The sequence below is a fragment of the Massilia sp. 9096 genome (assembly GCF_000745265.1).
GTDB lineage: Bacteria > Pseudomonadota > Gammaproteobacteria > Burkholderiales > Burkholderiaceae_D > Telluria.
The window spans coordinates 4,416,410-4,438,830 of the sequence record NZ_JQNN01000001.1 but is presented as its reverse complement, the minus strand read 5'-3'; the positions used below and the strand labels follow the sequence as shown (position 1 = coordinate 4,438,830).

At 66.3% G+C, this 22,421-nt stretch carries 25 protein-coding genes and 1 pseudogene; 13 read left to right on the top strand and 13 right to left on the bottom strand.

Features of this window, described 5'->3' with window-relative positions:
• Window positions 1–99 precede the first annotated feature (99 nt).
• Entirely contained in the window at window positions 100–1,221 is a 1,122-nt protein-coding gene (locus tag FA90_RS19275; protein WP_036171591.1) for a beta-ketoacyl-ACP synthase III, read from the top strand.
• A 16-nt stretch (window positions 1,222–1,237) separates the two neighbouring features.
• On the opposite strand, the gene FA90_RS19270 is transcribed toward FA90_RS19275, so the two are convergent.
• Window positions 1,238–3,064: an FAD-dependent oxidoreductase gene (locus FA90_RS19270; protein WP_081933938.1), complete on the bottom strand. Its 1,827-nt coding sequence runs from the start codon at window positions 3,062–3,064 to the stop codon at window positions 1,238–1,240.
• A gap of 228 nt (window positions 3,065–3,292) precedes the next feature.
• On the opposite strand from FA90_RS19270, the gene FA90_RS19265 reads away from it, so the two are divergent.
• The gene (locus tag FA90_RS19265) at window positions 3,293–3,799 is read left to right on the top strand and encodes a hypothetical protein (RefSeq protein WP_156116773.1); all 507 of its coding nucleotides are present in this window, start codon (window positions 3,293–3,295) and stop codon (window positions 3,797–3,799) included.
• 52 nt (window positions 3,800–3,851) lie between these two features.
• Here the strand turns inward: FA90_RS19265 and FA90_RS19260 are convergent, their stop codons facing one another.
• Window positions 3,852–5,261 carry a heavy metal sensor histidine kinase gene (locus tag FA90_RS19260; protein ID WP_036171586.1) on the bottom strand — a complete coding sequence of 470 codons (1,410 nt, stop codon included), beginning with the start codon at window positions 5,259–5,261 and terminating at the stop codon, window positions 3,852–3,854.
• Window positions 5,258–5,929 (bottom strand): heavy metal response regulator transcription factor, encoded by a 672-nt coding sequence (locus FA90_RS19255; protein ID WP_036171582.1) that lies wholly within the window; start codon window positions 5,927–5,929, stop codon window positions 5,258–5,260. Before FA90_RS19255 ends, FA90_RS19260 begins: the two co-directional genes overlap by 4 nt.
• 170 nt (window positions 5,930–6,099) lie before the next feature.
• Here FA90_RS19255 and FA90_RS25175 point away from each other — a divergent pair, with 170 nt between their 5' ends.
• Genes FA90_RS25175 through FA90_RS19240 form a run of 3 tightly spaced genes read left to right on the top strand, consistent with a single transcriptional unit; the run spans window position 6,100 to window position 8,308 of the window.
• The gene (locus FA90_RS25175) at window positions 6,100–6,453 is read left to right on the top strand and encodes a CzcE family metal-binding protein (RefSeq protein WP_051971923.1); all 354 of its coding nucleotides are present in this window, start codon (window positions 6,100–6,102) and stop codon (window positions 6,451–6,453) included.
• 26 nt (window positions 6,454–6,479) lie between these two features.
• Entirely contained in the window at window positions 6,480–6,902 is a 423-nt protein-coding gene (locus FA90_RS19245; protein ID WP_036171579.1) for a DUF305 domain-containing protein, read from the top strand.
• Window positions 6,903–6,919: 17 nt separating this feature from the next.
• The gene (locus tag FA90_RS19240) at window positions 6,920–8,308 is read left to right on the top strand and encodes a hypothetical protein (RefSeq protein ID WP_051972219.1); all 1,389 of its coding nucleotides are present in this window, start codon (window positions 6,920–6,922) and stop codon (window positions 8,306–8,308) included.
• On the opposite strand, the gene FA90_RS19235 is transcribed toward FA90_RS19240, so the two are convergent.
• The 9 genes and pseudogenes from FA90_RS19235 to FA90_RS19200 form a co-directional block, all read right to left on the bottom strand.
• Entirely contained in the window at window positions 8,305–8,760 is a 456-nt protein-coding gene (locus FA90_RS19235; RefSeq protein WP_036171577.1) for a hypothetical protein, read from the bottom strand. The two genes, FA90_RS19240 and FA90_RS19235, sit on opposite strands and share 4 nt — an antisense overlap.
• 18 nt (window positions 8,761–8,778) lie before the next feature.
• Entirely contained in the window at window positions 8,779–9,219 is a 441-nt protein-coding gene (locus FA90_RS19230) for a DUF2721 domain-containing protein (RefSeq protein WP_036176385.1), read from the bottom strand.
• A 14-nt stretch (window positions 9,220–9,233) separates the two neighbouring features.
• Window positions 9,234–10,190: a prolyl aminopeptidase gene (pip, locus tag FA90_RS19225; protein WP_036171574.1), complete on the bottom strand. Its 957-nt coding sequence runs from the start codon at window positions 10,188–10,190 to the stop codon at window positions 9,234–9,236.
• A gap of 71 nt (window positions 10,191–10,261) precedes the next feature.
• Window positions 10,262–11,482, bottom strand: a complete 1,221-nt coding sequence (locus tag FA90_RS19220; RefSeq protein WP_036171571.1) for an alanine racemase — start codon at window positions 11,480–11,482, stop codon at window positions 10,262–10,264.
• Window positions 11,479–11,895, bottom strand: coding sequence for a DUF2750 domain-containing protein (locus tag FA90_RS19215; RefSeq protein ID WP_051971922.1), 417 nt, complete (start codon window positions 11,893–11,895; stop codon window positions 11,479–11,481). The genes FA90_RS19220 and FA90_RS19215 overlap by 4 nt, the downstream gene beginning before the upstream one ends.
• Before the next feature lie 64 nt (window positions 11,896–11,959).
• Window positions 11,960–12,388 carry an AAA family ATPase gene (locus tag FA90_RS27605; protein WP_307171940.1) on the bottom strand — a complete coding sequence of 143 codons (429 nt, stop codon included), beginning with the start codon at window positions 12,386–12,388 and terminating at the stop codon, window positions 11,960–11,962.
• Window positions 12,389–12,524: 136 nt separating this feature from the next.
• Window positions 12,525–12,695, bottom strand: a pseudogene (locus tag FA90_RS27600) (AAA family ATPase); the annotation flags it as partial.
• 79 nt (window positions 12,696–12,774) lie between these two features.
• A complete protein-coding gene (gene phbB / locus FA90_RS19205) occupies window positions 12,775–13,518 on the bottom strand; it encodes an acetoacetyl-CoA reductase (RefSeq protein ID WP_036171568.1) in 744 nt (247 codons plus the stop codon).
• A gap of 82 nt (window positions 13,519–13,600) precedes the next feature.
• A complete protein-coding gene (locus FA90_RS19200) occupies window positions 13,601–14,776 on the bottom strand; it encodes an acetyl-CoA C-acetyltransferase (protein WP_036171565.1) in 1,176 nt (391 codons plus the stop codon).
• Window positions 14,777–15,091: 315 nt separating this feature from the next.
• On the opposite strand from FA90_RS19200, the gene minC reads away from it, so the two are divergent.
• The 3 genes from minC to minE are packed head-to-tail and all read left to right on the top strand — an operon-like array spanning window position 15,092 to window position 17,001.
• Window positions 15,092–15,886 carry a septum site-determining protein MinC gene (gene minC / locus FA90_RS19195; RefSeq protein ID WP_036171561.1) on the top strand — a complete coding sequence of 265 codons (795 nt, stop codon included), beginning with the start codon at window positions 15,092–15,094 and terminating at the stop codon, window positions 15,884–15,886.
• Window positions 15,887–15,932: 46 nt separating this feature from the next.
• Window positions 15,933–16,748: a septum site-determining protein MinD gene (gene minD / locus FA90_RS19190; RefSeq protein WP_036171557.1), complete on the top strand. Its 816-nt coding sequence runs from the start codon at window positions 15,933–15,935 to the stop codon at window positions 16,746–16,748.
• A 1-nt stretch (window position 16,749) separates the two neighbouring features.
• Window positions 16,750–17,001, top strand: coding sequence for a cell division topological specificity factor MinE (gene minE, locus FA90_RS19185; protein ID WP_036171554.1), 252 nt, complete (start codon window positions 16,750–16,752; stop codon window positions 16,999–17,001).
• Between the two features lie 54 nt (window positions 17,002–17,055).
• On the opposite strand, the gene FA90_RS19180 is transcribed toward minE, so the two are convergent.
• Window positions 17,056–17,571, bottom strand: a complete 516-nt coding sequence (locus FA90_RS19180; RefSeq protein WP_051971921.1) for a DUF697 domain-containing protein — start codon at window positions 17,569–17,571, stop codon at window positions 17,056–17,058.
• A gap of 221 nt (window positions 17,572–17,792) precedes the next feature.
• On the opposite strand from FA90_RS19180, the gene FA90_RS19175 reads away from it, so the two are divergent.
• From FA90_RS19175 to prmC, 5 genes are all read left to right on the top strand, one after another.
• A complete protein-coding gene (locus tag FA90_RS19175) occupies window positions 17,793–18,482 on the top strand; it encodes a response regulator transcription factor (RefSeq protein ID WP_036171548.1) in 690 nt (229 codons plus the stop codon).
• A gap of 53 nt (window positions 18,483–18,535) precedes the next feature.
• Window positions 18,536–19,828, top strand: coding sequence for a glutamyl-tRNA reductase (gene hemA, locus FA90_RS19170; RefSeq protein WP_036171544.1), 1,293 nt, complete (start codon window positions 18,536–18,538; stop codon window positions 19,826–19,828).
• An 82-nt stretch (window positions 19,829–19,910) separates the two neighbouring features.
• A complete protein-coding gene (gene prfA / locus FA90_RS19165) occupies window positions 19,911–20,987 on the top strand; it encodes a peptide chain release factor 1 (protein ID WP_036171541.1) in 1,077 nt (358 codons plus the stop codon).
• 75 nt (window positions 20,988–21,062) lie between these two features.
• Complete coding sequence (locus FA90_RS19160; protein WP_036176380.1) at window positions 21,063–21,533, top strand: disulfide bond formation protein B; 471 nt, start codon at window positions 21,063–21,065, stop codon at window positions 21,531–21,533.
• Between the two features lie 18 nt (window positions 21,534–21,551).
• On the top strand, window positions 21,552–22,388 hold the full coding sequence (gene prmC, locus FA90_RS19155; protein WP_036171538.1) for a peptide chain release factor N(5)-glutamine methyltransferase: 837 nt from the start codon (window positions 21,552–21,554) through the stop codon (window positions 22,386–22,388).
• Window positions 22,389–22,421 lie beyond the last annotated feature (33 nt).

Here is a 22,421-nt window from a genome sequence, read left to right as displayed (position 1 = left end):
GCAAGGCCATGCCATCGCGGTTCCCAGCGTCACTACGATTGTGTAGAATCGGCAGATTCGCGTGAGGTTTCCTCACGTTATCTTCTTTGAAAGACAACCATGAAACCTGTCGTCATCAGCGGCACCGGCCTGTTCACGCCGCCGCATTCGATCTCCAACGATGAGCTGGTCGCCGCGTTCAACGCCTACGTCGAGCTGTTCAACGCCGAGCACGCCGACCAGATCGCCGCCGGCGCCGTGAGCGCGCTGGAGCCGTCCAGCAGCGCCTTCATCGAAAAAGCCTCGGGCATCAAGTCGCGCTACGTGATGGAAAAGGCCGGCATCCTCGATCCGAAGCACATGACGCCGCGCATCGTCGAGCGCGAGGATGAGGAATTGTCGCTGCAGGCGGAGATGTGTGTCGCGGCCGCGCGCCAGGCGCTCGCGCGCGCGAACCGCACCGCGGCCGACATCGACATGGTGCTGGTCGCTGCCAGCAACATGCAGCGCGCCTACCCGGCGATGGCGGTCGAAGTGCAGGATGCACTCGGCATCGATGGCTTCGGCTTCGACATGAACGTGGCCTGCTCCTCGGCCACCTTCGCGATCCAGACCGCGGCCGGCGCCGTGCAGACCGGCCAGGCGCGCGCGGTACTGGTGCTGAACCCGGAAATCACCAGCGCCCACCTGAACTTCCGCGACCGCGACAGCCATTTCATCTTCGGCGACGCCTGCACCGCGATGGTCATCGAGGCGGCCGACACGGCAACCAGCGAGCACCAGTTCGAAATCCTCGATTCCAAGCTCAAGACCAAGTTCTCGAACAACATCCGCAACAACTTCGGCTTCATGAACCGTTTCGACGAAGCCGGCATCGGCCAGCCCGACAAGCTGTTCCGCCAGCAGGGCCGCAAGGTGTTCAAGGAAGTCTGCCCGATGGCGGCCGAGATGATCCGCGATACCGTCGAGGCGTCCGGCCTGAAGATCGAGGACATCCAGCGCTTCTGGCTGCACCAGGCCAACCTGAACATGAACCAGCTGATCGTGCGCATGCTGCTCGACCGCGACGCGACGCCGCAAGAAGCCCCCGTCATCCTCGACAGCTACGCCAACACCTCCTCGGCCGGTTCGATCATCGCCTTCCACAGCTACCAGGACGACCTGCGCCCGGGTGCGAATGGCGTGATCTGCTCGTTCGGCGCCGGGTATTCGATCGGCTGCGTGGTGGTGCGCAAGAAGTAAGCAGTCCACTGGCTGGTCAGCGCAGGCGTGTAAAACCGTCGGCGCTCCAGTCTTCGCTGCCGACGCCGTGATGGACGATGAACAAGCCGCCGGCGTCGTATTTCGATTTAATGCTGCGCAGCCTCGGGTAATGTTCTCCCCAATATTCCTGCTGCCAGAGACGGTTGAAGTAGTTGCTCTCGGAAACGTAGGAACCCGAATGCGGCGCGATCTTGCGCAGTTCAGCTGCCGCCCGGTCGATGTTGCGCGCGTTCTTGCGTGCGGTGGCCAGGTCGATGGCGGGCCGCGCCTGGCCCGGATAGGCCGAGGGCTGTTCGCCATCGGCGATGATCACGAGCGTAAAGGCATCCGCGACCGCGGGATTCATCGCGGTTTGCCGTGCCGCGGCGCGCACTTCCGGTGACGCCCCCGCCAGCCCTTTTCCGATGTGGAGCCGCACCATCTGGTGCCGGCTTGCCGCGAACAGCGCATCGGCGAGCGCCGGCTGGCGCTCCTTGTGCAGCAGCGCGGCCGGCAGCCACAGCGAGTCGTAACCGTGCAGGAACACGCCGACCTCGCCCTGGTCGCCTTTTCCCCATGCGTGGTGGCTGGGCGCGCCCGCGCGAGTGTCGCTGACGAATTCCGCAGAGCGCTTGTCGGGATCCCACCAGCTGCGCGCGTCCCAGGCCCAGGCGCCGACCGAGCCGGGATCGACATCGAAATCGTCCGGCGACGCTTTCAGCCACTCGAAGAACGGCGCCCATGCGGCGCGCGCCTGCTCAGGGGTGAGGCCCTGGCTGATCATGTCGATTTCCAAGGTGTTGCTTGGGGTGAAGTGCACGTGTTCGCCCCAGTGTGGATTGAACAGCGCTTCTGCGTAGAAGGCGATGAAGCGGGCGATCAGGCGCGCAAACGCTTCATCCGAGCGTGCCTTGACTTTGCCCCATGCGGCGCCGAAGAAGCGCGGCAGCGCGTGGGTGCGCAAGGTGACGCGGGTCACCACGCCGAAGGTACCGCCGCCGCCGCCCTTGAGCGCCCAGAACAGGTCGGGTTCCAGGCATTCGTTGACGACGCGGATGCGCCCATCGGCGGTCACGATTTCCGCTTCGAGCAGTCCGGCCGCCGCCGTACCAAAACCTTTTGAGAACGAATTGAAGCCGCCGCTTTGTACCAGGCCGGCGACACCGACCGTGGTGCAACTGCCGCCCTGGACGTAACGCCCGCCTCCCGTCGTCACCGCGTGATACAGGTCGATCCACATCGCACCGGCGCCGGCGCTGACGGCAGGCACGGGCGCCACACGGCCTGCGCACCCCTGGCCGACGAACGCATCGTGCAAGGTCACTTCGTTCATCGCGCGCGTCCAGATCAACAGAGAATCGGGCGCATTCGACGTCCCCAGGTAACTGTGGCCGCCGCCCTTGACCGCCAGGCGCAGCCGGTTGTCGCGGGCGAAGGCGACGCCGGCGGCGACGTCGCCGGCATGGCGCGCCCTGATGGCATACGCGCTCGGCGCGGGCGTCCACGCGTCGAGCCATCCGGAATTCTCGGTCCCGCCCGGCTGATCGCCGATCCAGTACGGATTGCCGATGTTTGCCTGCGCCTCGCGGCACGCGGTGCTGCCGGGGTCGGCACGGCAGCTCTGAAACAGCGCATGCACCGCCATCAGGTTGCCGCCGACAGTCTTGCTCAGCGTTGCCCAGCTTGCGGCGTTCGGCCACGCCGCATCTGCCGGCCGTACGCGGCGGTAAGCCGGTGTCGGCCACGCCAGGGCGCCGGCCGCCGGCAGCGCCAGCGAGGTCAGGAAACATCTTCTTTTCACGGCGGCTCCATGCAAATGAACTCGGCCATCACGATGACGCATGCGTTCCGTGACGGAAAGGTAATTGTGGCGAGTCGGGTGCGGGATGGGGCGAGCCGGAACCGCCTGCCGGGTTAGCCCAAGCCCTACCGAAAGTCGATATTCACTTTGTAAATCTGGTAGTTCAATTCCTACAAAGGCGCGCTCCCTGTTCCTCTGGAATAGGCTCTTCCCAGCGCGCATGATCTTCCTATCAGCGCATCAGCATGCGCGCACTTGAGGAGGATAAATATGTCTAAGCAAAAAGGACCGGATAGCGTCCGCGCTCGCGGTATCGCCAAGGAAAAAATCGTCCCTGTCGCCGAGGGTAGTCTGCAGCCGCGCGCACCCGGCTGGGTGGCCCCGGGCGGCGCCAATGTGCAATCGGCCAACATCGAACAGCAGGGCGCGGCCCTGCGCGCACGCGGCTCGCTGCAGGGCGGCGGTGGCGGCAGCGAACAGAACGTGGGCAGCCAGCGCGGCGGCGCCGGTGCACAGCAGGCCGGCTGGAGCGCACGCCAAAGTGGCCAGCGGGTGCAGGCGCGCGGCGAGGAAGACCGCCTGAACGCACCGCGCCAGTCGGGCTACGGCGGCATGGAGCAAAAACAGGTGGCGGGCTCGCAGGAGTCGGTCACCGGACCGCAAAGTTCGCAGCAATCCGGCAAGGGCGGTTCGCGCCAGTACGACCAGAAGCAGGAGCCGGCGTCGGATTACGCCAGCAAGCCGAGCAAGAAGGGTAGCTTCGGTTCGGGGCAATAAACCCTGAGCTCAGGACAGAATAAAGGCCGGGTGGCGCACCAACGCCGCCCGGTCATTTTTTTGCCCGCGCCGGAAATCGCAGCGTGAACACGGTCTGGCCCTCGGCACTGGGGTCGAGCCGGGCGCTGCCGCCGTGCAGCTGCATGATGGCGCGCACGATCGCCAGGCCCAATCCAGCCGAATGCGCGGCCGCGCTGCCGCCGGCGCGCGCCGGATCGGCGCGGTAGTAGCGCTCGAACACGGCGTCGCGATGCTCGGGCGCGATGCCGTCGCCGCTGTTGGCGACCGACAGCGCCAGCCAGCCATCCTCGTCGCGCACGTCCAGGCGGATGGCCCCCCCCGCGGGCGTGTGCGCGAGCGCATTCGACACCAGGTTGTTGAGCGCGCGCCGCAGCAGCACCGGATCGGCCAGCAGTCGCGGCGCCGGCGCCTCGCCCAGGCTCAGGGCAACGCCCTTGTCCTCGGCCAGCATCTCGAAATAGTCGCGGATGTGCGCCAGTTCCGCCCCGACGTCGAGCGGCTCCGGGCGCACGGCCAGCTGGGCGCTGTCGGCGCGCGCCAAAAACAGCGTGTTCTCGATCATGCGCGCCAGGCGCTCGTATTCTTCCTGGTTCGACGCCAGCAGCGCCTGGTACTCCTCGTCCGAGCGCGCGCGCGACAACGCGACTTGCGTCTGCATCATGAGCGCGTTGACCGGCGTGCGCAGGTCGTGCGCCAGGTCGGCGGCGAAGCCCGACAGGCGCTGCACACCCTCTTCCAGCCGGTCCAGCATGGCGTTGAACGCGAGGCAGAATGCGCGCAGCTCGTCCGGCGCCGCCTCCACCGCCAGCCGCGTATGCAGGCGCTGAGCGCTGATCTGGCTGGCTTGCAGCGCCACCGCATCCAGCGCGCGCAGGCTGCGCCGCACCGCGACGAACGCCAGCAGCGTGGCCAGCACCGCGCCGCTGGCCAATGCGCCGAGCAGATCGAAGGCGTAGCGTTTCAGGATGGCCAGCCGGTCCGACCGCATGCGCTCGAGCGTTACGCGCAGCATCCGTCCGCCGCCGCCGCCGGCCAGCACACCCAGCACGCGCTTGGCGCCGTTCGGCCCGTCGACGCTGACCACGTCGGCCTGGCGCGGCTCGCGTCCGGCCGGCACCGGCGCCGGCAGCGCGGCATCGCGCGCCAGCGCCGGCCCGATCACCGCGCGCCCGTCCGGCGTGCTCACGCGCAGCATGACACCGTCGGCGCCGATCACACCGCGCAGCACGCTCTCGACCTCGTGCGGCATCGGCGCGCCCTGCGGCAGCGTGCGCAGCAGCTGGCGCACCAGCAGCGCCTTGTTGACCAGGTCATTGTCGTCGCGCTGGCCCATCTGGTGCGACAGCGTCTGGTGCAGGTAGGCGCCGACCGCCAGGAACACCGTCGCCGCGATCGCCGCGAACAGCATTCCCAGGCGCAGCGAAATTGAGATCGGCCTCACTCGCGCACTTCCATCAGGTAGCCCATGCCGCGCACGGTGTGGATCAGCTTGACCGGATACGGGTCGTCGACCTTGGCGCGCAGGCGCTTGATCGCGACATCGACGACGTTGGTGTCGGAATCGAAGTTCATGTCCCACACCTGCGATGCGATCAGCGAGCGCGACAGCACCTCGCCCTCCCGGCGCGCCAGCAGCTGCAGCAGGCCGTATTCCTTCGGCGTCAGGTCGATGCGCTGGCCGGCGCGCGTGACACGGTGGCGCCGCACGTCGACCTCGAGGTCGGCCACCTTGACGATCTCGGGCTCGCGCACCGGACCGCGGCGCAGCAGCGTGCGTGCGCGCGCCAGCAGTTCGGCGAAGGCAAACGGCTTGACCAGGTAGTCGTCGGCGCCCAGCTCGAGGCCGCGTACGCGGTCGGGTATCTCGTCGCGCGCGGTGAGGAACAGCACCGGCGTCTGCTTGCGCTCGCGCAGCTTGCCGAGCACGGTCCAGCCGTCCATCTGCGGCAGCATCACGTCGAGCACGACCAGGTCGTAGTCGTGCTCGAGCGCCAGGTGCAGGCCGTCCGGCCCGGTGCGCGCCAGGTCGGCGACGAAGCCGGATTCGCTCAGGCCGCGCTGCAGGTAGTCGCCGGTCTTCGGCTCGTCTTCGACAATCAGTATGCGCATGGTGTCCTCCCACCGCCATTGTGAAGCAAGTCGGCGGCGCTGCGGATGACATCTGCGTCACCGCTTCGTCATCGATTCGTAATGTGAGCGTCACGGGGCCGTCAGCGCCGCGCTCCTAGACTGGCCTCCATCGCATCACCCATTGACCACCACGACGAAGGAGAAACGCCATGAATACCTCGATCCGCACCCTGGTCCTGCCGCTGCTACTCGCCGGCGCCGCATTCGCCTCTACCAGCGCCAACGCCATCCCGCGCACCCACGGCGCCGACTTTTACGGCACGCTCGACGTCAACGCCGCGCCGAGCGCCGGCCGCACGATCAGGATCGACGACCACACCCGCTACGTCAACGTGACCGATGGCGACACCGTACGCTTCGAGGTCGGCGGCCAGAGCTTCACCTTCACCTTCGACGCCTGGAACAGCGTCAACTCGCTCGAGCTGTCCGCCATCGCCCCGGCCGGCGTGACCGTGCCGAAGGTGCGTGTCTACGTCGCGCAGAACCCGCTGTACGTGGGCTGAGCGTCGCCATCCGCAGGAGAACCGCCATGGACAAGCTGCTCCCTCGTCTGGTCTCGGGACTGTGCCTTGCCGCCGCCAGCGTCGCCTGCGCCGCCAGCGTCGCTGCGCAGGACATGCACCACCACGACATGGCGATGCCGGCCGCCGGCAAGCCGGCAGCGCCGCCGCCCGCCTTCGTCGCCAGCAGCGACAAGCCGTTCGCCAGCCTGATGGACCAGGCGATGGCGATCATGGAGCGCGACATGCAGGCCGCGCCCATGAACGGCCAGCCGGGCCACGACTTCGTGACGATGATGCTGCCGCACCACCAGGGCGCGATCGACATGGCCAAGGCCGTGCTGCTGAACACGCAAGACCCGGAACTGCGCAACCTGGCGCTCGGCATCATCGCCGAGCAGCAGAACGAAATCAACGTGATGCGGGCGTGGCTGGCGCGCCATCCGCATTGATGAACAAGGAGAATCTCATGAAGATGCTGCCCCGCCTCCTGGTCCTGGCCGGCGCGTTTGCCGCGGCCCAGGCCGCACTGGCCCTGCCCTCGCATTCGGACCGCGTCTACACGGCCGACCAGAACACCAACACGGTCTCGGTGTTCGACCCGTCAAGCAACCGCCTGCTGGGCCAGATCGTGCTCGGCAACGAGCGCCCCGACGTGCTCTCGCCCTTGTACCGCGGCGAAGTCAACGTCCACGGCCTGGGCTTCTCGCCCGACCACAAGACCCTGATCGCGATCTCGAACGGTTCGAATTCGGTCACCTTCATCGACACCGCCACCAATAAAGTCAAAGGCAAGACCTACGTCGGGCGCTCGCCGCACGAAGGCTTTTTTACTGCCGACGGCAAGGAAGTCTGGGTCGTGGTGCGCGGCGAAGACTATATTTCCGTGATCGATCCGACCACGTTCAAGGAGACCGGCCGCATCCCGACCGCGGTCGGTCCGGGCATGGTGCAGTTCCTGCCGGACGGGACGCTGGCGTTTGCGGTATCGAGCTTCACGCCCGAGGTCGACGTCATCGACGTCAAGGCGCACAAGGTGATCAAGCGCATCCCGGTGGTCAGCCCGTTTTCTCCTTTTCTCCAGTTCACGCCGGACTTCAAGGAGATGTGGATGACCCACAAGGACGTCGGCAAGGTCACGCGCATCGACACGCGCACGCAGGCGGTCGTCGGCGTGATCGACACCGGCTTCATCACCAACCACCTGGCCTTCGCCAAGGTCGGCGGGCGCGTGCTGGCCTACGTGACGGTCGGCGGCGAGAACGTCGTCAAGGTCTACACCCTTGAGAAGGAAGCGAAACTGGTCGCGACCATCCCGACCGGCGCGCTGCCCCACGGGATCTGGACCTCGGATGACAGCAGCCGCGTCTACGTCGGCCTGGAGAACGGCGACGGCGCCGAGGTGATCGACCCGGCCACGAACAAGGTCGTCGCGCACATGCCGGGCGGCCAGGCGCCGCAGGCGCTGGTCTATCTGTCGCACGTGGCGGCGCCCGGCAGCGCGGAGAACCTCAAGCCGCGCGTCAACGGCGACTCGAGCAACATCAAGCTCAAGCCCGTGGCCGCCGGCAGCGAGGCCAAGGGCTTCGCGGTGGCGCGTCCGCTGGGCGTGGTCGACGCGATCGAGGTCGCGGTGTTCAAGCTCAAGCCCGCCAACGCCTACACGGTCTGGCTGGGCAGCCAGCAGATCGGCGCGCTGCGCACCGACGCCAAGGGCAATGCCGACGTCACCATGATCGGCCCGGTGCGCAACTTCGGCATGGCGGCCGGCGCGCAGCCGGCGCCGGGTGCGGCGCACCTGTCGATCGTCGAAGGCACGGCGCAGCCGTCGGCCGGCGCCAGCGTGCTGAGTGACTAGACCGGATAGCTTTCCGGCGAGCGCAGCTCCGCAAACTGCTCGATGCTGCCGATGCGTACGGTGACGGGATTGAGGATCGCCTGCGGCGCCAGCGAGCGCCAGGCGAACTTCCACTCCTTTTCCCTGGCGTGCGCCGGCAGCTTCGAGAAGGCCAGGCCCAGGCGCGAGCGCGCGCCGTATTCGACCGGTCCGTCGATGCCGGCCCAGTTGGGCAGCGTACGCTGCACCGCGCGGTGCAGGCGTTCGCCGAATTCCTCGCTGTTGTGGATGACCAGGCAGCAGTCGGCCGGGCCGAGCACCTCGAACAGGTGCTTGTCCCACACCTGCGAGAACGGCAGCGTCAGGAAGCCGTTGGCCGGCTCCAGGCGGAACTGACCGCTCGACAGTGCCAGCTCGAGCTCGGAGCGCATGCCGTAACGGTACAGGGTGGGTGGGCGTTGGTAGTCTTGCATGGGATGTCTTTCGATAGGTCAGGCGTGCGAGCGCTCGTGCAGGTGCAGGCGCATGTAGCGGAAGGAGACGAACACTTCGCGCAGCAGGAAGCAGAAGCTCAGGATCAGGCCCACCATCGCCAGCACGAACATGCCGGCGATGCTCTTGTCGAGCGAGTAGCTGGTGACGTCGCCCAGGAACAGCGCGGCGATGATCACGCAGATCAGCAGGCCGCAGCCGGTGCTCGAGGTCAGCGCGTAGTTGATCAGCTGCCAGCGCTGGTACAGCACGTCGAGCTCCTCATGGCATTCGGGGTCCGGGCCCTTGCGCAGTTGCTCGCGCAGCACGCGGGTGCGGTCGATGATGCGGCCCAGGCGGTTCAGCAGCAGCGTCATCTTGGTGGCGACGCCGGTCAGCAGGAACACCGGGGCGATCGAGAGCTGGATGACGTGCCCGATGTCGCTCAGTTGCAGGTTCAAGCTCATGCCTCCACTCAGTCGAAGCGGCCGTGGCGCTTGAACTGTTCGGTGGCCGCGACCAGCGCGCGCGCGATGCCGTGCTCGAGCGCGCCATGGCCGGCGTCCGGGATCATGCGCAGGCGCGCGCCCGGCCAGCCCTGGTGCAGGCGGTAGGCCGAAAGCGGCGGGCAGATCACGTCGTAGCGGCCCTGCACGACCACCGCCGGCAAGTGGTTGATGCGGCCCAGGTCGCGCATCAGCTGGTCTTCCGCCAGGAAGCCGCCGTTGGCCATGTAGTGCGATTCGAGCCGGCCGACGCCCAGGTCGAGCGTGTCGGACGAGCTCTCGTCCTCCTGCGGCAGCAGGAACACGCGCCGGCCTTCGAAGCGGCTCCAGGCGCGCGCCGCCGGCCAGAACTGCTGCGGGTCCTCGCACAGCAGGCGGCTGGCGTAGGCCTTCAGCAGGTCGCCGCGTTCCTCGGGCGGGATCGGTGCGATGAACTCGTCGTACAGCTCGGGATAGAACCACTGCACGCCGTACAGGAAGAATTCGATTTCCGGCTTCGTGCACAGGAAAATCCCGCGCAGCACGAAGCCGAGGCAGCGCTCGGGGTGCGCTTCGCCATAGGCCAGCGCCAGCGTCGAGCCCCAGGAGCCGCCGAACACCAGCCAGCGCTCGATGCCGAACATCGCGCGCAGGCGCTCGATGTCCTCGATCAGCAGTTGCGTCGTGTTGTTGCGCCATTCGCCGAGCGGGGTCGACTTGCCGGCGCCGCGCTGGTCGAACAGGATCACGCGGTAGGCGGCCGGGTCGAAGAAGCGGCGGTGCTGCGGCGACAGGCCGGCGCCCGGGCCGCCGTGCAGGAACAGCACCGGGATGCCGTTCGGGTTGCCCACCTCTTCCCAATAGATCGTGTGCAGGTCGTCGACCGCCAGCATGCCGTGGCGATTCGGGAGAATGGGCGGGAACAGCGACGGCGGGATGGCTGGCATGGCGGATCGGTCTCGATAGGGCGACAGCCGATTGTAGCGTACCGCTCCCGGCTCCAGAAGATCCGGCAGAGTCAGAAGAACGTGTTCACGCCGAAGCGCACCACGTAATCGTCGTCGACCGCCAGCAGCAGCGGCCAGCGGTCGAAGGTCGTGCACGGGTGCGAGATGCCGCAGCCGACCAGGTCGCCCACGGCCAGCACGGCATCGATGGGATCGCCCTCGGGCAGGCGCAGGTAGGCATGCTGGTCGTTCATCTTGACGATCGTGCAGCCGGCCGGCAAGGACTTCGGCGCGCCCGGGCCCGGCGTGTGGAACAGCAGCGGCGCCGGCAGGCCGGCGTCGTGCGACGCGTCGCGCTTGCCCATGGTCAAAATTGCCAGGCCGGGTTCGGGACGCGACTGCACCACGCTCCAGATCTCCAGCGCCGGCTGCAAACCCTGTCCGGCCGGCCGGCCTTCGCGCGCATCGAGTTTTGCCAGGTCGCGCTGGTAGATGCCGTGGTCGCTGGTGAGATAGCAGCCGCTGCGCAGGATCGGCCGCAGCGGTTTTGATAGGCCGTGCAGCTTGCCCAGGCCGCGCGCGACCAGGTCGAAATAGCTCGAGCCGCCGGCCGAGACCAGGATCTCGGGCGTCTCGAACAGGCCTTCGTCGTCGGCCTCCAAGGTGAGCGCACACAGGCGGTCGATGAAGCGCGCCACCGCCTGCACATCGGCGGCGTGGTCGCCGGATGCGATCAGGCCCTCGTAGCCCTCGAAGCCGGCCAGCGCCAGCCCGGGCGCGCCGGCGAGCGCACGCGCGACGGTCAAGGCTTCCTCTTCGGTGCGGCAACCGGCGCGCTGGCCCGACAGGCCGAGTTCGACCAGCACCGGCAGTGCGCGCGTCAAGCCTTGCGCGGCAACTTCCTCGGCCAGGCGCGCCACGCCCGCCAGCGAATCGGCCAGCACCACACACTCGAAATCCGGATCGCCGTGCAGCAGGCGCAGCACGGCGCGCACGTCGCTGCGCGCGACCAGCTGGTTGGCGATCAGCACGCGGCGCACGCCGAAGCGGTGCGCCACCTGCGTCTGCCTGGCGTTGGCCAGCGTGACGCCCCAGGCGCCATTGGCCAGCTGGGCGCCGAACAGCTGTGGGCTCATGGTGGTCTTGCCGTGCGGAGCCAGCTGGACGCCGATCGCGCCCTGGCGCAACGGCGCGTCGATGGGTAAGCCTTTCAGGCCCGGCTGCAGGAGCCGTTCGTCCAGGCTGGACAGCGACAGGGCGCCATGGGGCAAGGCATGGGGCAACGGGTTCATGCCGGACCGTCCTGGTCGTTGGATGGGCTCGACGCCCGGCGCTGCTCGTCGCGCAGGTCGCGCAGCAGCAGGCCGGCCGTGGGCATCACGTCGCGCGCGCCGGGCGTATAAAACACGCCGGTGGCGATGCCGTCCTGCTCCAGCTGCGGCAGCAGCTCGTCGATCAGTTCTTCCAGCGCGAACGATTGCGGCGCATAGCCGCTCCATTCGTAATCGGCGCAGATGGCGGCGAACTCGCGCTCCGGCCACAACGGGAACACCAGGGCCCCGTCTTCCTTTTTGGCCAGCGCCCAGCCCTGGCGGAACAGGCTCCACACGACGCCGCTCTCGACCACGCGCTTGACGAAATATTCATAGCGCTGCGGTCCCGGCAGCATCACGATGGCTTGTACGTGCTTGGTATCGATCGTCATCTCCGTCCCATCCTTTCGGTGACGAGCATACGACAAGGCTCGGACGGGCGGCGCAGAACAGGCTTCAATCGTCTTCGAGCAGCTGCTGCAGGCGGCGCGGGTAATGGTTCAGGAAGTCGCGCGTGATGGCGTAGTGCTCGGTGTCCTCGTAGGCGATCTCGCCGATGCCGGCCGCATCGAAGCTGAGGATTTCCGCGCGCGGATAGGCCAGCAAGATCGGCGAATGGGTGGCGATGATGAACTGCGCACCCCCCTTGACCAGGGCATCGATCACGCTCAAGGCGGCCAGCTGGCGGTTCGGCGACAGCGCGGCTTCGGGCTCGTCGAGCAGATACAGGCCGTCGCCGCTGAAGCCCTGCATTACGTCCATGAACGCTTCGCCGTGCGAGCGCAGGTGCAAATGCGGCGGCGGCGGTGAACCGGGTTCCTTCGCCACTTCGTCCAGATAAGTGAACACATTGAACAGGCTTTTCCGCACGCAGGAAGTAGGCATGGCGCGGCCGGCGCCAGCCCCTGACCACTTTCAGCATCCGGTGCAGAGGCGATACTTCCTGCTGCGCGCGGTGCACGTTGCGCGTGCCGCCCTCGGCCGGCATGCCGAGCGCCACCGCGATCGCTTCCAGCACGGTCGATTTGCCGGCGCCGTTTTCGCCGACGAAAAACGTGACGTCCGGATGCGGCTCGAGCAGGCCGAGCTCGCGCACGGCCGGAATCGAGAACGGGTAACTGTCCGGATCGATGTCGGCGGCGGGATCGATCGCGATCGAGCGCAGATAGGGCTTGGCGGTGAGCGGCGGCATGGCGAACTCCAACTCCAATAAGCGGACGTAAAAACACCGCCCGCGGGCGGTGTGCTGGTCGACTGGCGTCGGCCGATGCTTACTGCATGTGCTGCCCGCCGTTGATCGCGATGTTGGCGCCGGTCACGAACGCGGCTTCATCCGATGCCAGGTAAGCGACCAAGCCGGCGACCTCGTCCGGCTTGCCCAGGCGGCCCATCGGGATCTGCGGAATGATTTTGCTTTCCAACACCTCGCTCGGGATCTCGGTGACCATCTTGGTGCCGATGTAGCCCGGCGAGATCGTGTTCACGGTCACACCCTTGCGCGCCACTTCCAGCGCCAGGGCCTTGGTGAAGCCGTGCATGCCGGCCTTGGCCGCCGAATAGTTGGTCTGGCCGAACGCGCCCTTCTGGCCGTTGACCGACGAGATGTTGATGATCCGGCCCCAGCCGCGCTCGACCATGCCGTCGGCAACCGGCTTGGTCATGTTGAACACGGAATCGAGGTTGGTCTTCATGACCGCATCCCAATTGACCTTGTCCATTTTCTTGAAGGTCATGTCGCGCGTGATACCGGCGTTGTTGACCAACACGTCGATCGGGCCGACTTCCTGCGTCACCTTGGCGATGCAGGCCTGCGCCGAATCGTAGTCGGCGACGTCGCACTCGTAGGCCCTGAAGTCATGGCCCTGTTCCTTCATCGACGCCAGCCAGCCCTCGGCCTTGCTGCTGCCCGGTGAATAGGTGGTCACGACGGTGTAGCCCAGTGCGGCCATCTTGACGCAGATCGCTTCGCCCAGGCCGCCCATGCCACCCGTCACCAATGCCACTCGATTAGCCATTTGTCTTCTCCTCGTTTTTCATTGTAGGTATAACGCCGCGCGACCGGCGAAGGCCGCGCATGATGCCCGAAAACCTTGTTTATCAGCGCTCGATTGCCAGCGCCACGCCCATGCCGCCGCCGATGCACAGGCTGGCCAGGCCCTTCTTGGCGTCGCGCCGGACCATTTCGTGGATCAGGGTGACCAGCACGCGCGCGCCCGAGGCGCCGATCGGGTGGCCGAGCGCGATCGCGCCGCCGTTGACGTTGATCTTGCTGGTGTCCCAGCCCATCTGCTTGTTGACGGCGACGGCCTGGGCGGCGAACGCTTCGTTGATTTCCATCAGGTCGAGATCTTCATGCGTCCAGCCGGCCTTTTCCAGGCACAGGCGCGCGGCCGGGACCGGGCCCATGCCCATGATCGCCGGGTCCAGACCCGACAGGGCGTAGGCCTTGATGCGCGCCAGCGGGGTCAGGCCGAGTTCCCTGGCCTTCGAGGCCGACATCATGATCACGGCGGCGGCGCCGTCGTTGATGCCGGACGCATTGCCGGCGGTGACGCTGCCTTCCTTGTTGAAGGCCGGGCGCAGGCTCGACAAGCCTTCCAGCGTGGCGCCATGCTTCGGATACTCGTCGGTGTCGAACACGGTCGGGCCCTTCTTGGACGGGATCTCGATCGGGATGATCTCGTCCTTGAACTTGCCGGCCTTCATGGCGGCTTCGGCCTTGTTCTGCGAGGCCAGCGCGAATTCGTCCTGCTCCTGGCGCGAGACTTCGTACTTGCGCGCGACGTTTTCGGCGGTCACGCCCATGTGATACTGGTTGTAGGCGTCCCACAGGCCGTCGACGATCATGGTGTCGGTCAGCTTGGCGTCGCCCATGCGGAAGCCGTCGCGCGAGCCGTTCAGCACGTGCGGCGATGCGCTCATGTTTTCCTGGCCGCCGGCGATGACGATCTCGGCGTCGCCGCATTTGATGGCCTGGGCCGCCAGGTGGGTCGCGCGCAGGCCGCTGCCGCACACCACGTTCAGGGTCGACGCGGGGACGCTGTCGGGCATGCCGGACTTGATCACGGCCTGGCGCGCCGGGTTCTGGCCGGCGCCGGCGGTCAGCACCTGGCCCATGATCACTTCGCTGACCGACGCCGGGTCGATGCCGGTCTTGGCCAGCAGGTGCTTGATCACTTGCGCGCCCAGTTCGGTGGCCGGAATTTTAGAGAGCGTGCCGCCGAATTTGCCGATTGCGGTACGGCCTGCGGCCACGATTACGACGTCTTCCATTTCGATCTCCGGTAACCCGGCCCCTGCGGCCGGGGTTTATTGAATAGATTTCCATCCGCCCGCAACAGGAATGCGCAGGAAGCCAACAATGCTAACGATCTAGCTTAGGGGATGTTTGAGCAAAATCAATCTTATCAGCTTATGTATCCGACAGAACTATCAATTCCGTCAAACGTGTTATTGCAGAGCATCTTTTTTTGTTCAGTTTTTAATCGAGGAAACACTCGTTACTCCTATGACAGGCGGGCAGAAAATCCTTTTCCCTAGTAGTAACAACACAGTAGAATGCTCGGGCTAAGCCAACCTGACCGTTCTATGCCCAAAAGCCCGAGCTCCCTTCCGATCGAAATCAAGATCTCCACGGTCGTGGCCATCTCGACCATCCTGCATTCCGCCGACCCGATCGCCATCGACGCCGCGCTCAAGCAGATGACCGGGGGCGTCTCGGATTTTTTCGAAGATGAATTCGCCGTCATCGACGTCGCCGCGATCGCCGACGAGGCGGCGCAGGTCGATTGGCCAGCGCTGGTCGGGCTGCTCAAGCAATACCGCCTGAACGCCGTCGCGGTGCGCGGCGCGCCGATTGGCGCACAGACGGCAATCCGCGCGCACGGCCTGTTCCTCGACGAAGGCAGCAGTGGCTCGCACGTCGGCGGCCAGCGCGAAGCGGCGCCGCCCAGCGAACCGGCGCCCGCGCCCCAGCCTGGTCCCGCACCGGCGCCTGCGCCGGCACCGGTTGCGCCTGCGCCGGCTGCGGCCCCGCTGCAGGCCATGATCATCGACACCCCGGTGCGCGCCGGCCAGCGCATCTACGCGCGCGGCACCGACCTGATCATCACCGCGGTGGTCAACAATGGCGCCGAGATCATCGCCGACGGCAGCATCCACGTGTATGCCCCGCTGCACGGACGCGCGCTGGCGGGCGCGTCGGGCGATGCGGGCGCGCGCATCTTCGCGCTGGCGCTGGAGCCGGAACTGGTGTCGATCGCCGGCGTGTACCGGACCTTCGACGACGGTTTCCCTGCGGAACTGTCACGCCAGCCGGCACAAATCCGTTTGGTTGGCGACCGAATCGATATATCATCGCTGGGTTCGGGACAAAGACACTGAGCTTTACCCAGCACAGATTAGAGACTGATAAGGATTTATTTTTTCCATGGCACGAATTATCGTTGTGACGTCCGGCAAGGGCGGTGTGGGCAAAACCACCTCGAGCGCCAGCTTCTCGACCGGCCTGGCCCTGCGCGGCCACAAGACCGTCGTGATCGACTTCGACGTCGGCCTGCGTAACCTCGACCTGATCATGGGCTGCGAACGCCGCGTGGTGTACGACCTGATCAACGTCATCAATAAAGAAGCGACGCTGACCCAGGCGCTGATCAAGGACAAGCACTGCGAGAACCTGTTCATTCTGCCGGCCTCGCAGACCCGCGACAAGGACGCGCTGACCGAAGACGGCGTCGAGCACGTGCTGAACGAACTGGTCAAGATGGACTTCGAGTTCATCATCTGCGATTCGCCGGCCGGTATCGAGCACGGCGCGCTGATGGCGCTGACCTTCGCCGACGAAGCGATCATCGTCACCAATCCGGAAGTCTCGTCGGTGCGCGATTCCGACCGCATCCTCGGCATCCTGCAGGCCAAGTCGCGCCGCGCCCAGAGCGGTGGCGAGCCGGTCAAGGAACACCTGTTGATCACGCGCTACTCGCCGCGCCGCGTCGAGAACGATGAGATGCTCTCGTATCAAGATGTGCAGGAAATTTTGCGCATTCCCTTGATCGGCATCATCCCGGAATCGGAAGCCGTCCTGCACGCTTCGAACCAGGGCAATCCGGCGATCCATTTCAAGGACACCGACGTGGCCCAGGCTTACCAGGACGTGGTCACGCGCTTCCTCGGCCAGGACGTGCCGCTGCGCTATACCCATTACGAAAAACCGGGCTTCCTGCAGCGTCTGTTCGGAGCAAAGTGATATGGCTCTGCTTTCATTCCTGTTTCCACAGAAACAGAAAAGTGCGGGTGCAGCCAAGGAAAGGCTGCAGATCATCATTGCTCACGAGCGCGGCGTACGCGGCGGTCCGGATTTCCTGCCGGCGCTGCACCGCGAACTGATCGAAGTGATTTCGAAGTACACCAAGGTCAACGCCGAGGACATCAAGATTTCGCTCGACCGCCAGGGCAACCTGGAAGTGCTGGACGTCAACGTCGTCCTGCCGGACGCCTGATCCCTTCGTCACCGCCGCCGCCCCACCTCCTGCCGGGGCGGCAGCCGGGGCCGGTCAAGCCGGCTCCGCCTTGATCGCCACCTCCCGCGCCACCCTCACGCACGCTTCCACATGCTGGTTGCCCATCTTGCGGAACAACGCGAATCCGATCGCCGCCGCGGCGATCTGCCCGGCCAGCGGCACCACCTTCGCCGCCGATTTCGCCGCCAGCCGCGTGCCCATCTTCTGCAGCATCTTCAGCACCAGTTCCTTGGTCACCAGTTTGCCGACCAGCATCCCGCCCAGCGTGCCGACCGCCTCGTAGGCAGCGACCCGCATGTGCGGCTGCAGCCGCTCGATCTGTTCCGGTGTCAGGCCGAAGGCACGGTTGATGTCCTCGACCATGCTGGCGAAACTGGTCAGATCGGCCACCACGTCGATGCCCGGCAGCGGCACCGCGGCCACCCCGGCCGACAAGGCGGCGCGCTTGCGCACCAGGGCCAGGCAGCGGGTGCGAACCGCGTCGATGTCGGCCGGTGCGGTCGGCAATAAGGTCAATGCGCCATCCTGTTGTTTTTTGTTCCCAAACATGATTACTCTCCGAAACTACGGTGATCCAGACGGTCTGCCCAGAGTGTAGCGCGGATGGGTGTTAGCAGGCAGACACGAGTGTGACGCATTTCCCCAACGAAAATGTGACTTTGTGTGATTTATATGTAGCCTTTAATTTTAAAAGTCTGCTATATTTGAGCACAACTGTAGGAATCATCCTACAGTTCAAACTCCGGCATTCCCACTCGCAAATGCACCCTATGAAAATAGCCGTACTGGACAACGACAATGCCCAGGCAGAACTGATCTGCCAGGTCTTGAATGGCGCGGGACACAGCTGCCAAGCCTTTGGCAACGGCAAGGAACTGCTGTCACAATTGCGCAAGGACAGTGCCGACCTGCTGATCCTGGACTGGCAGGTCAACGACGTGCCGGCGCCGGAGTTGTTACGCCGTGCCAAGGAGAAGATGGCGGCCAACACGCCGACCATGTTCCTGGCCGGCAGCTCGGCCGAGGACGACATCGTGGCCGGCGTCACCGCCGGGGCCGACGATTACCTGGTCAAGCCGCTGCGCCGCGGCGAACTGGTTGCGCGCACCCAGGCGCTGCTGCGCCGTGCCTATCCGTCGCAGAACGGCGCCGAGATGCTGCAGTTCGGCCCCTACACCTTCGAAACCCGCCCTGGCCGGCTGACGATGGACGGCGAAGCGATCGACGTGACGCACAAGGAATTCAACCTGGCCCTGCTGTTTTTCCGCAATCTCGGCCGTCCGCTGTCGCGCGCCTACATCCACGAATCGATCTGGGTGCGCGAAACCGCGGTGCCGTCGCGCACCATGGACACCCACGTCTCGCGCGTGCGCAACAAGCTGCAGCTGCGTCCGGAGAACGGCTACCGCCTGGTGCCCGTCTACAGCTACGGCTACCGGCTGGAAAAGCTGGGTGCATGAAGCCCCGTCCGCATCGCGGTATAATGGGCGGACTGCCCAATTTTTGATCACTCATGCAACTGCTCGCCGTCGGCCTGAATCACAACACTGCACCGGTCTCGCTGCGCGAGCAACTGGCGCTGGGGCCCGAGCACCTCGGCGATGCGGTACTGGCGGCGCGCAACTGGTTTTCACGTTTTAACGGTGCGGCAAATCATGGTGGGCATTCAGCCGATGAAGCGGCCCTGCTCTCGACCTGCAACCGCACCGAGATGTACGCCGCCAGCGCCGCGCCCGATCCACTCGATGCCTCCGCCCACTTCCTCGCCGATTACCGCCAGCTGAATTACGCCGAGCTGCGCCCGCACCTGTACATGCTGCCGCAGCACGATGCCGTACGCCATGCCTTTCGTGTCGCCTCCGGCCTCGATTCGATGGTGCTGGGTGAAGCGCAGATCCTCGGCCAGCTGAAGGATGCGGTGCGGGTGGCCGAGGAAGCCGGCGGCCTGGGCACCTATCTGCACCAGCTGTTCCAGCGCAGCTTCGCGGTGGCCAAGGAAGTGCGCAGCAATACCGAGATCGGCGCGCACAGCGTCTCGATGGCCGCCGCCGCGGTGCGCCTGTCCGAGCGCATTTTCGACTCCGTCAGCGAGCAGAACGTGCTGTTCATCGGCGCCGGCGAAATGATCGAGCTGTGCGCGACCCACTTCGCGGCCCACAACCCGAAATCGATCACGATCGCCAACCGCACGCTCGAGCGCGGCGAAGCGCTGGCCGGCCGCTTTGCCGGCCGCGCGATCCGCCTGGCCGACCTGCCCGACATGTTGCCGCAGTTCGACATCGTGATCTCCTCGACCGCCTCGACCCTGCCGCTGATCGGCAAGGGCCTGGTCGAGCGCGCCATCAAGGCGCGCCGCCACCGGCCGATGTTCATGGTCGACCTGGCGGTCCCGCGCGACATCGAGCCCGAAGTCGGCCGCCTGAACGACGTATTCCTGTACACCGTCGACGACCTGGCCGAAGTCGTGCGCACCGGCGTCGAAAGCCGCCAGGCGGCGGTGGCCCAGGCCGAGGCCATCATCGAGACGCGCGTGCAATCGTTCATGCACTGGGTCGGCGACCGCGCCGTGGTGCCGGTCATCCGCGACCTGCACGACTCCAGCGAAAACCTGCGCCTGGCCGAACTCGAACGCGCCAAGAAACTGCTGGCCAAGGGCGAAGACCCGGAAGCCGTGCTCGAAGCCTTGTCGAAAGGCTTGACCGCCAAGTTCCTGCACGGCCCGCAACAGGCGCTGCACCGCGCCCAGGGCGACGAACGCGCGCGCCTGGCCAGCCTGCTGCCCCAGCTGTTCCGCGGCCGCCGCTAGCGCCGCCCTCCTCCTCCCGCTTCATCCGCCGCAGCATTCCATGGTTGCGGCCAGTCCTTCATTTCACCCGAGTTCCGAACACATGAAACCATCCATGCTGTCCAAGCTGGACCAATTGGCCAACCGCCTCGTCGAGCTGGACGAACTGCTGTCGCTCGAGAGCGCGACGTCCAACATGGACAGCTACCGCAAGATGACGCGCGAGCACGCCGAGCTTGGCCCGCTGGTCGAGGTCTACCACCGCTACCAGACCGCGCAGGCCGACCTGGAGGCCGCGCAGGAGATGCTGCTCGACCCCGAGATGAAGGAGTTCGCCCAGGACGAGATCGAAGCGGCGCGCGCGCGCCTGGTCGAACTCGACCTCGAACTGCAGAAGATGCTGCTGCCGAAGGACGAGAACGACGAGCGCAACATCTTCCTCGAGATCCGCGCCGGCACCGGCGGCGACGAGTCGGCGCTGTTCGCCGGCGACCTGCTGCGCATGTACACCCGCTACGCCGAGCGCAACCGCTGGCAGGTCGAGATGGTGTCGGAATCGCCGTCCGACCTGGGCGGCTACCGCGAAGTCATCGTGCGCCTGGTCGGCAACGGCGCCTATTCGAAACTCAAATTCGAATCCGGCGGCCACCGCGTGCAGCGCGTGCCGGCCACCGAGACGCAGGGCCGCATCCACACCTCGGCCTGCACCGTGGCCGTGATGCCGGAAGCCGACGAGGTCGAGGACGTCGACATCAACCCGGCCGACCTGCGCATCGACACCTACCGCGCCAGCGGCGCCGGCGGCCAGCACATCAACAAGACCGATTCCGCGGTGCGCATCACCCACCTGCCCACGGGAATCGTGGTCGAGTGCCAGGACGACCGCAGCCAGCACAAGAACAAGGCGCAGGCGATGAAGGTGCTGGCGGCGCGCATCAAGGACGTGCAGATCCGCGAACAGCAGAGCAAGGAAGCGGCGACCCGTAAAAGCCTGATCGGCTCGGGCGACCGCAGCGAACGCATCCGCACCTACAACTTCCCGCAGGGCCGCCTGACCGATCACCGCATCAACCTGACCTTGTACAAGCTGGACATGATCATGGACGGCGACCTGAACGAGCTGACCAGCGCCTTGTCCGCCGAGCACCAGGCCGAGCAGCTGGCGGCGTTAGGCGATTAAGCATCGCATAACGCTTCTTGTGCGAAAATCGCAAGATTGCAGTCCGCACCGATCCACATGAACCAGGAAGGCCTCATGCCCACGTCCCGCAACGCCCTGCTCACCATCGCCGCCGTCAGCGTCGCCCTGATCGGCGCCGCCCTGTATCTGCAGCACGCGAAAGACATGCTGCCCTGCCCGCTTTGCGTGATCCAGCGCTACCTGTTCCTGGGCATCGCGGTCTTTGCATTGATCGGCGCGCTGGCGCGCAAGGTCAAGCTGTTTACCGGCTTGTCGCTGCTGTGCGCGCTGGGCGGCCTGGGCGTGGTCGGCAAACACCTGTACGTGCTGGCGCATCCCGGCTTCTCCTGCGGCATCGACCCGATGGAGACCGTGCTGAATAAAATCCCGACCGCCACCATGCTGCCCTGGCTGTTCCGCGCCGACGGCCTGTGCGAAGCGGCGCAGGAACCGGTGCTCGGCCTGAACGTGCCGCAGTGGTCGGCCGTGTGGTTCGTGCTGCTGACCCTGGCCCTGGTCTGGGTGCTGGTGCGCCGCGCGCGCTGATCGCTGCATGGAGTATCGATGAACGTCCAAGCCGGCGCCAGCGTCCAGGCCACCCTGCTCGCGCTGCCGCTCGACCCGCTCGAAAACCGCATCCTGCTGTGCGAAGCCACCGGCCTGTCGCGCGTGCAGCTGATCACCCAGTCCGAACGGCCGCTGTCCGCCACTGAAGCCGCGCGCCTGACGGCGCTGGTGGCGCGGCGCCTGGCCGGCGAACCGATCGCCTACATCGTCGGCCGGCGCGAATTCTTCGGGCTGGACTTCGAAGTGAACGACGCCGTGCTGATCCCGCGCCCGGACACCGAGCTGATCGTCGAACTGGCTTTGGCGCGCCTGCCGCCGCAGGGCCGCATGCTCGACATGGGCACCGGCAGTGGCGCGATCGCGGTCGCGTGCGCACACACGCGTGCGGACGCGCACGTGACGGCGCTCGACGTCAGCGAGGCCGCGCTGGCGGTCGCCCGGCGCAATGCCGACGCCAACGGCGCCGCGGTGCGCTTCCTGCGCAGCGACTGGTTCGGCGCACTCGACGCCGATCCCGAGGCCGGCGACACCTTCGCGCTGATCGCCTCGAATCCCCCCTACATCGCCGCCGGCGACGAACATCTGGCGCAGGGCGACCTGCGCTTCGAGCCGGCCGGCGCCCTGACCGACCATGCCGACGGCCTGTCGGCGCTGCGCATCATCATCGCCGGCAGCCCGCGCCACCTGGAGCCGGGCGGCTGGCTGCTGCTCGAGCACGGCTACGACCAGGCCGCCGCCGTGCGCGCGCTGCTGGCCGCCGGCGGCTTTAAGGATGTGCAGAGCTGGCGCGACCTGGCCGGCATCGAGCGCGTCAGCGGCGCACGCCTGGCGTAGCCGGCCGGCGCCAACCCGGCGCGTCCAGGATGT

Bases quoted from the DNA above. Each gene is read 5' to 3' on its own strand.
- FA90_RS19275 (WP_036171591.1), top strand. From the start codon at position 100: ATGAAACCTGTCGTCATCAGCGGCACCGGCCTGTTCACGCCGCCGCAT.
- FA90_RS19270 (WP_081933938.1), bottom strand. From the start codon at position 3,064: ATGCGTCATCGTGATGGCCGAGTTCATTTGCATGGAGCCGCCGTGAAA.
- FA90_RS19265 (WP_156116773.1), top strand. From the start codon at position 3,293: ATGTCTAAGCAAAAAGGACCGGATAGCGTCCGCGCTCGCGGTATCGCC.
- FA90_RS19255 (WP_036171582.1), bottom strand. From the start codon at position 5,929: ATGCGCATACTGATTGTCGAAGACGAGCCGAAGACCGGCGACTACCTG.
- FA90_RS25175 (WP_051971923.1), top strand. From the start codon at position 6,100: ATGAATACCTCGATCCGCACCCTGGTCCTGCCGCTGCTACTCGCCGGC.
- FA90_RS19245 (WP_036171579.1), top strand. From the start codon at position 6,480: ATGGACAAGCTGCTCCCTCGTCTGGTCTCGGGACTGTGCCTTGCCGCC.
- FA90_RS19240 (WP_051972219.1), top strand. From the start codon at position 6,920: ATGAAGATGCTGCCCCGCCTCCTGGTCCTGGCCGGCGCGTTTGCCGCG.
- FA90_RS19235 (WP_036171577.1), bottom strand. From the start codon at position 8,760: ATGCAAGACTACCAACGCCCACCCACCCTGTACCGTTACGGCATGCGC.
- pip (WP_036171574.1), bottom strand. From the start codon at position 10,190: ATGCCAGCCATCCCGCCGTCGCTGTTCCCGCCCATTCTCCCGAATCGC.
- FA90_RS19220 (WP_036171571.1), bottom strand. From the start codon at position 11,482: ATGAACCCGTTGCCCCATGCCTTGCCCCATGGCGCCCTGTCGCTGTCC.
- FA90_RS19215 (WP_051971922.1), bottom strand. From the start codon at position 11,895: ATGACGATCGATACCAAGCACGTACAAGCCATCGTGATGCTGCCGGGA.
- FA90_RS27605 (WP_307171940.1), bottom strand. From the start codon at position 12,388: ATGCCTACTTCCTGCGTGCGGAAAAGCCTGTTCAATGTGTTCACTTAT.
- phbB (WP_036171568.1), bottom strand. From the start codon at position 13,518: ATGGCTAATCGAGTGGCATTGGTGACGGGTGGCATGGGCGGCCTGGGC.
- FA90_RS19200 (WP_036171565.1), bottom strand. From the start codon at position 14,776: ATGGAAGACGTCGTAATCGTGGCCGCAGGCCGTACCGCAATCGGCAAA.
- minC (WP_036171561.1), top strand. From the start codon at position 15,092: ATGCCCAAAAGCCCGAGCTCCCTTCCGATCGAAATCAAGATCTCCACG.
- minD (WP_036171557.1), top strand. From the start codon at position 15,933: ATGGCACGAATTATCGTTGTGACGTCCGGCAAGGGCGGTGTGGGCAAA.
- minE (WP_036171554.1), top strand. From the start codon at position 16,750: ATGGCTCTGCTTTCATTCCTGTTTCCACAGAAACAGAAAAGTGCGGGT.
- FA90_RS19180 (WP_051971921.1), bottom strand. From the start codon at position 17,571: ATGTTTGGGAACAAAAAACAACAGGATGGCGCATTGACCTTATTGCCG.
- FA90_RS19175 (WP_036171548.1), top strand. From the start codon at position 17,793: ATGAAAATAGCCGTACTGGACAACGACAATGCCCAGGCAGAACTGATC.
- hemA (WP_036171544.1), top strand. From the start codon at position 18,536: ATGCAACTGCTCGCCGTCGGCCTGAATCACAACACTGCACCGGTCTCG.
- prfA (WP_036171541.1), top strand. From the start codon at position 19,911: ATGAAACCATCCATGCTGTCCAAGCTGGACCAATTGGCCAACCGCCTC.
- FA90_RS19160 (WP_036176380.1), top strand. From the start codon at position 21,063: ATGCCCACGTCCCGCAACGCCCTGCTCACCATCGCCGCCGTCAGCGTC.
- prmC (WP_036171538.1), top strand. From the start codon at position 21,552: ATGAACGTCCAAGCCGGCGCCAGCGTCCAGGCCACCCTGCTCGCGCTG.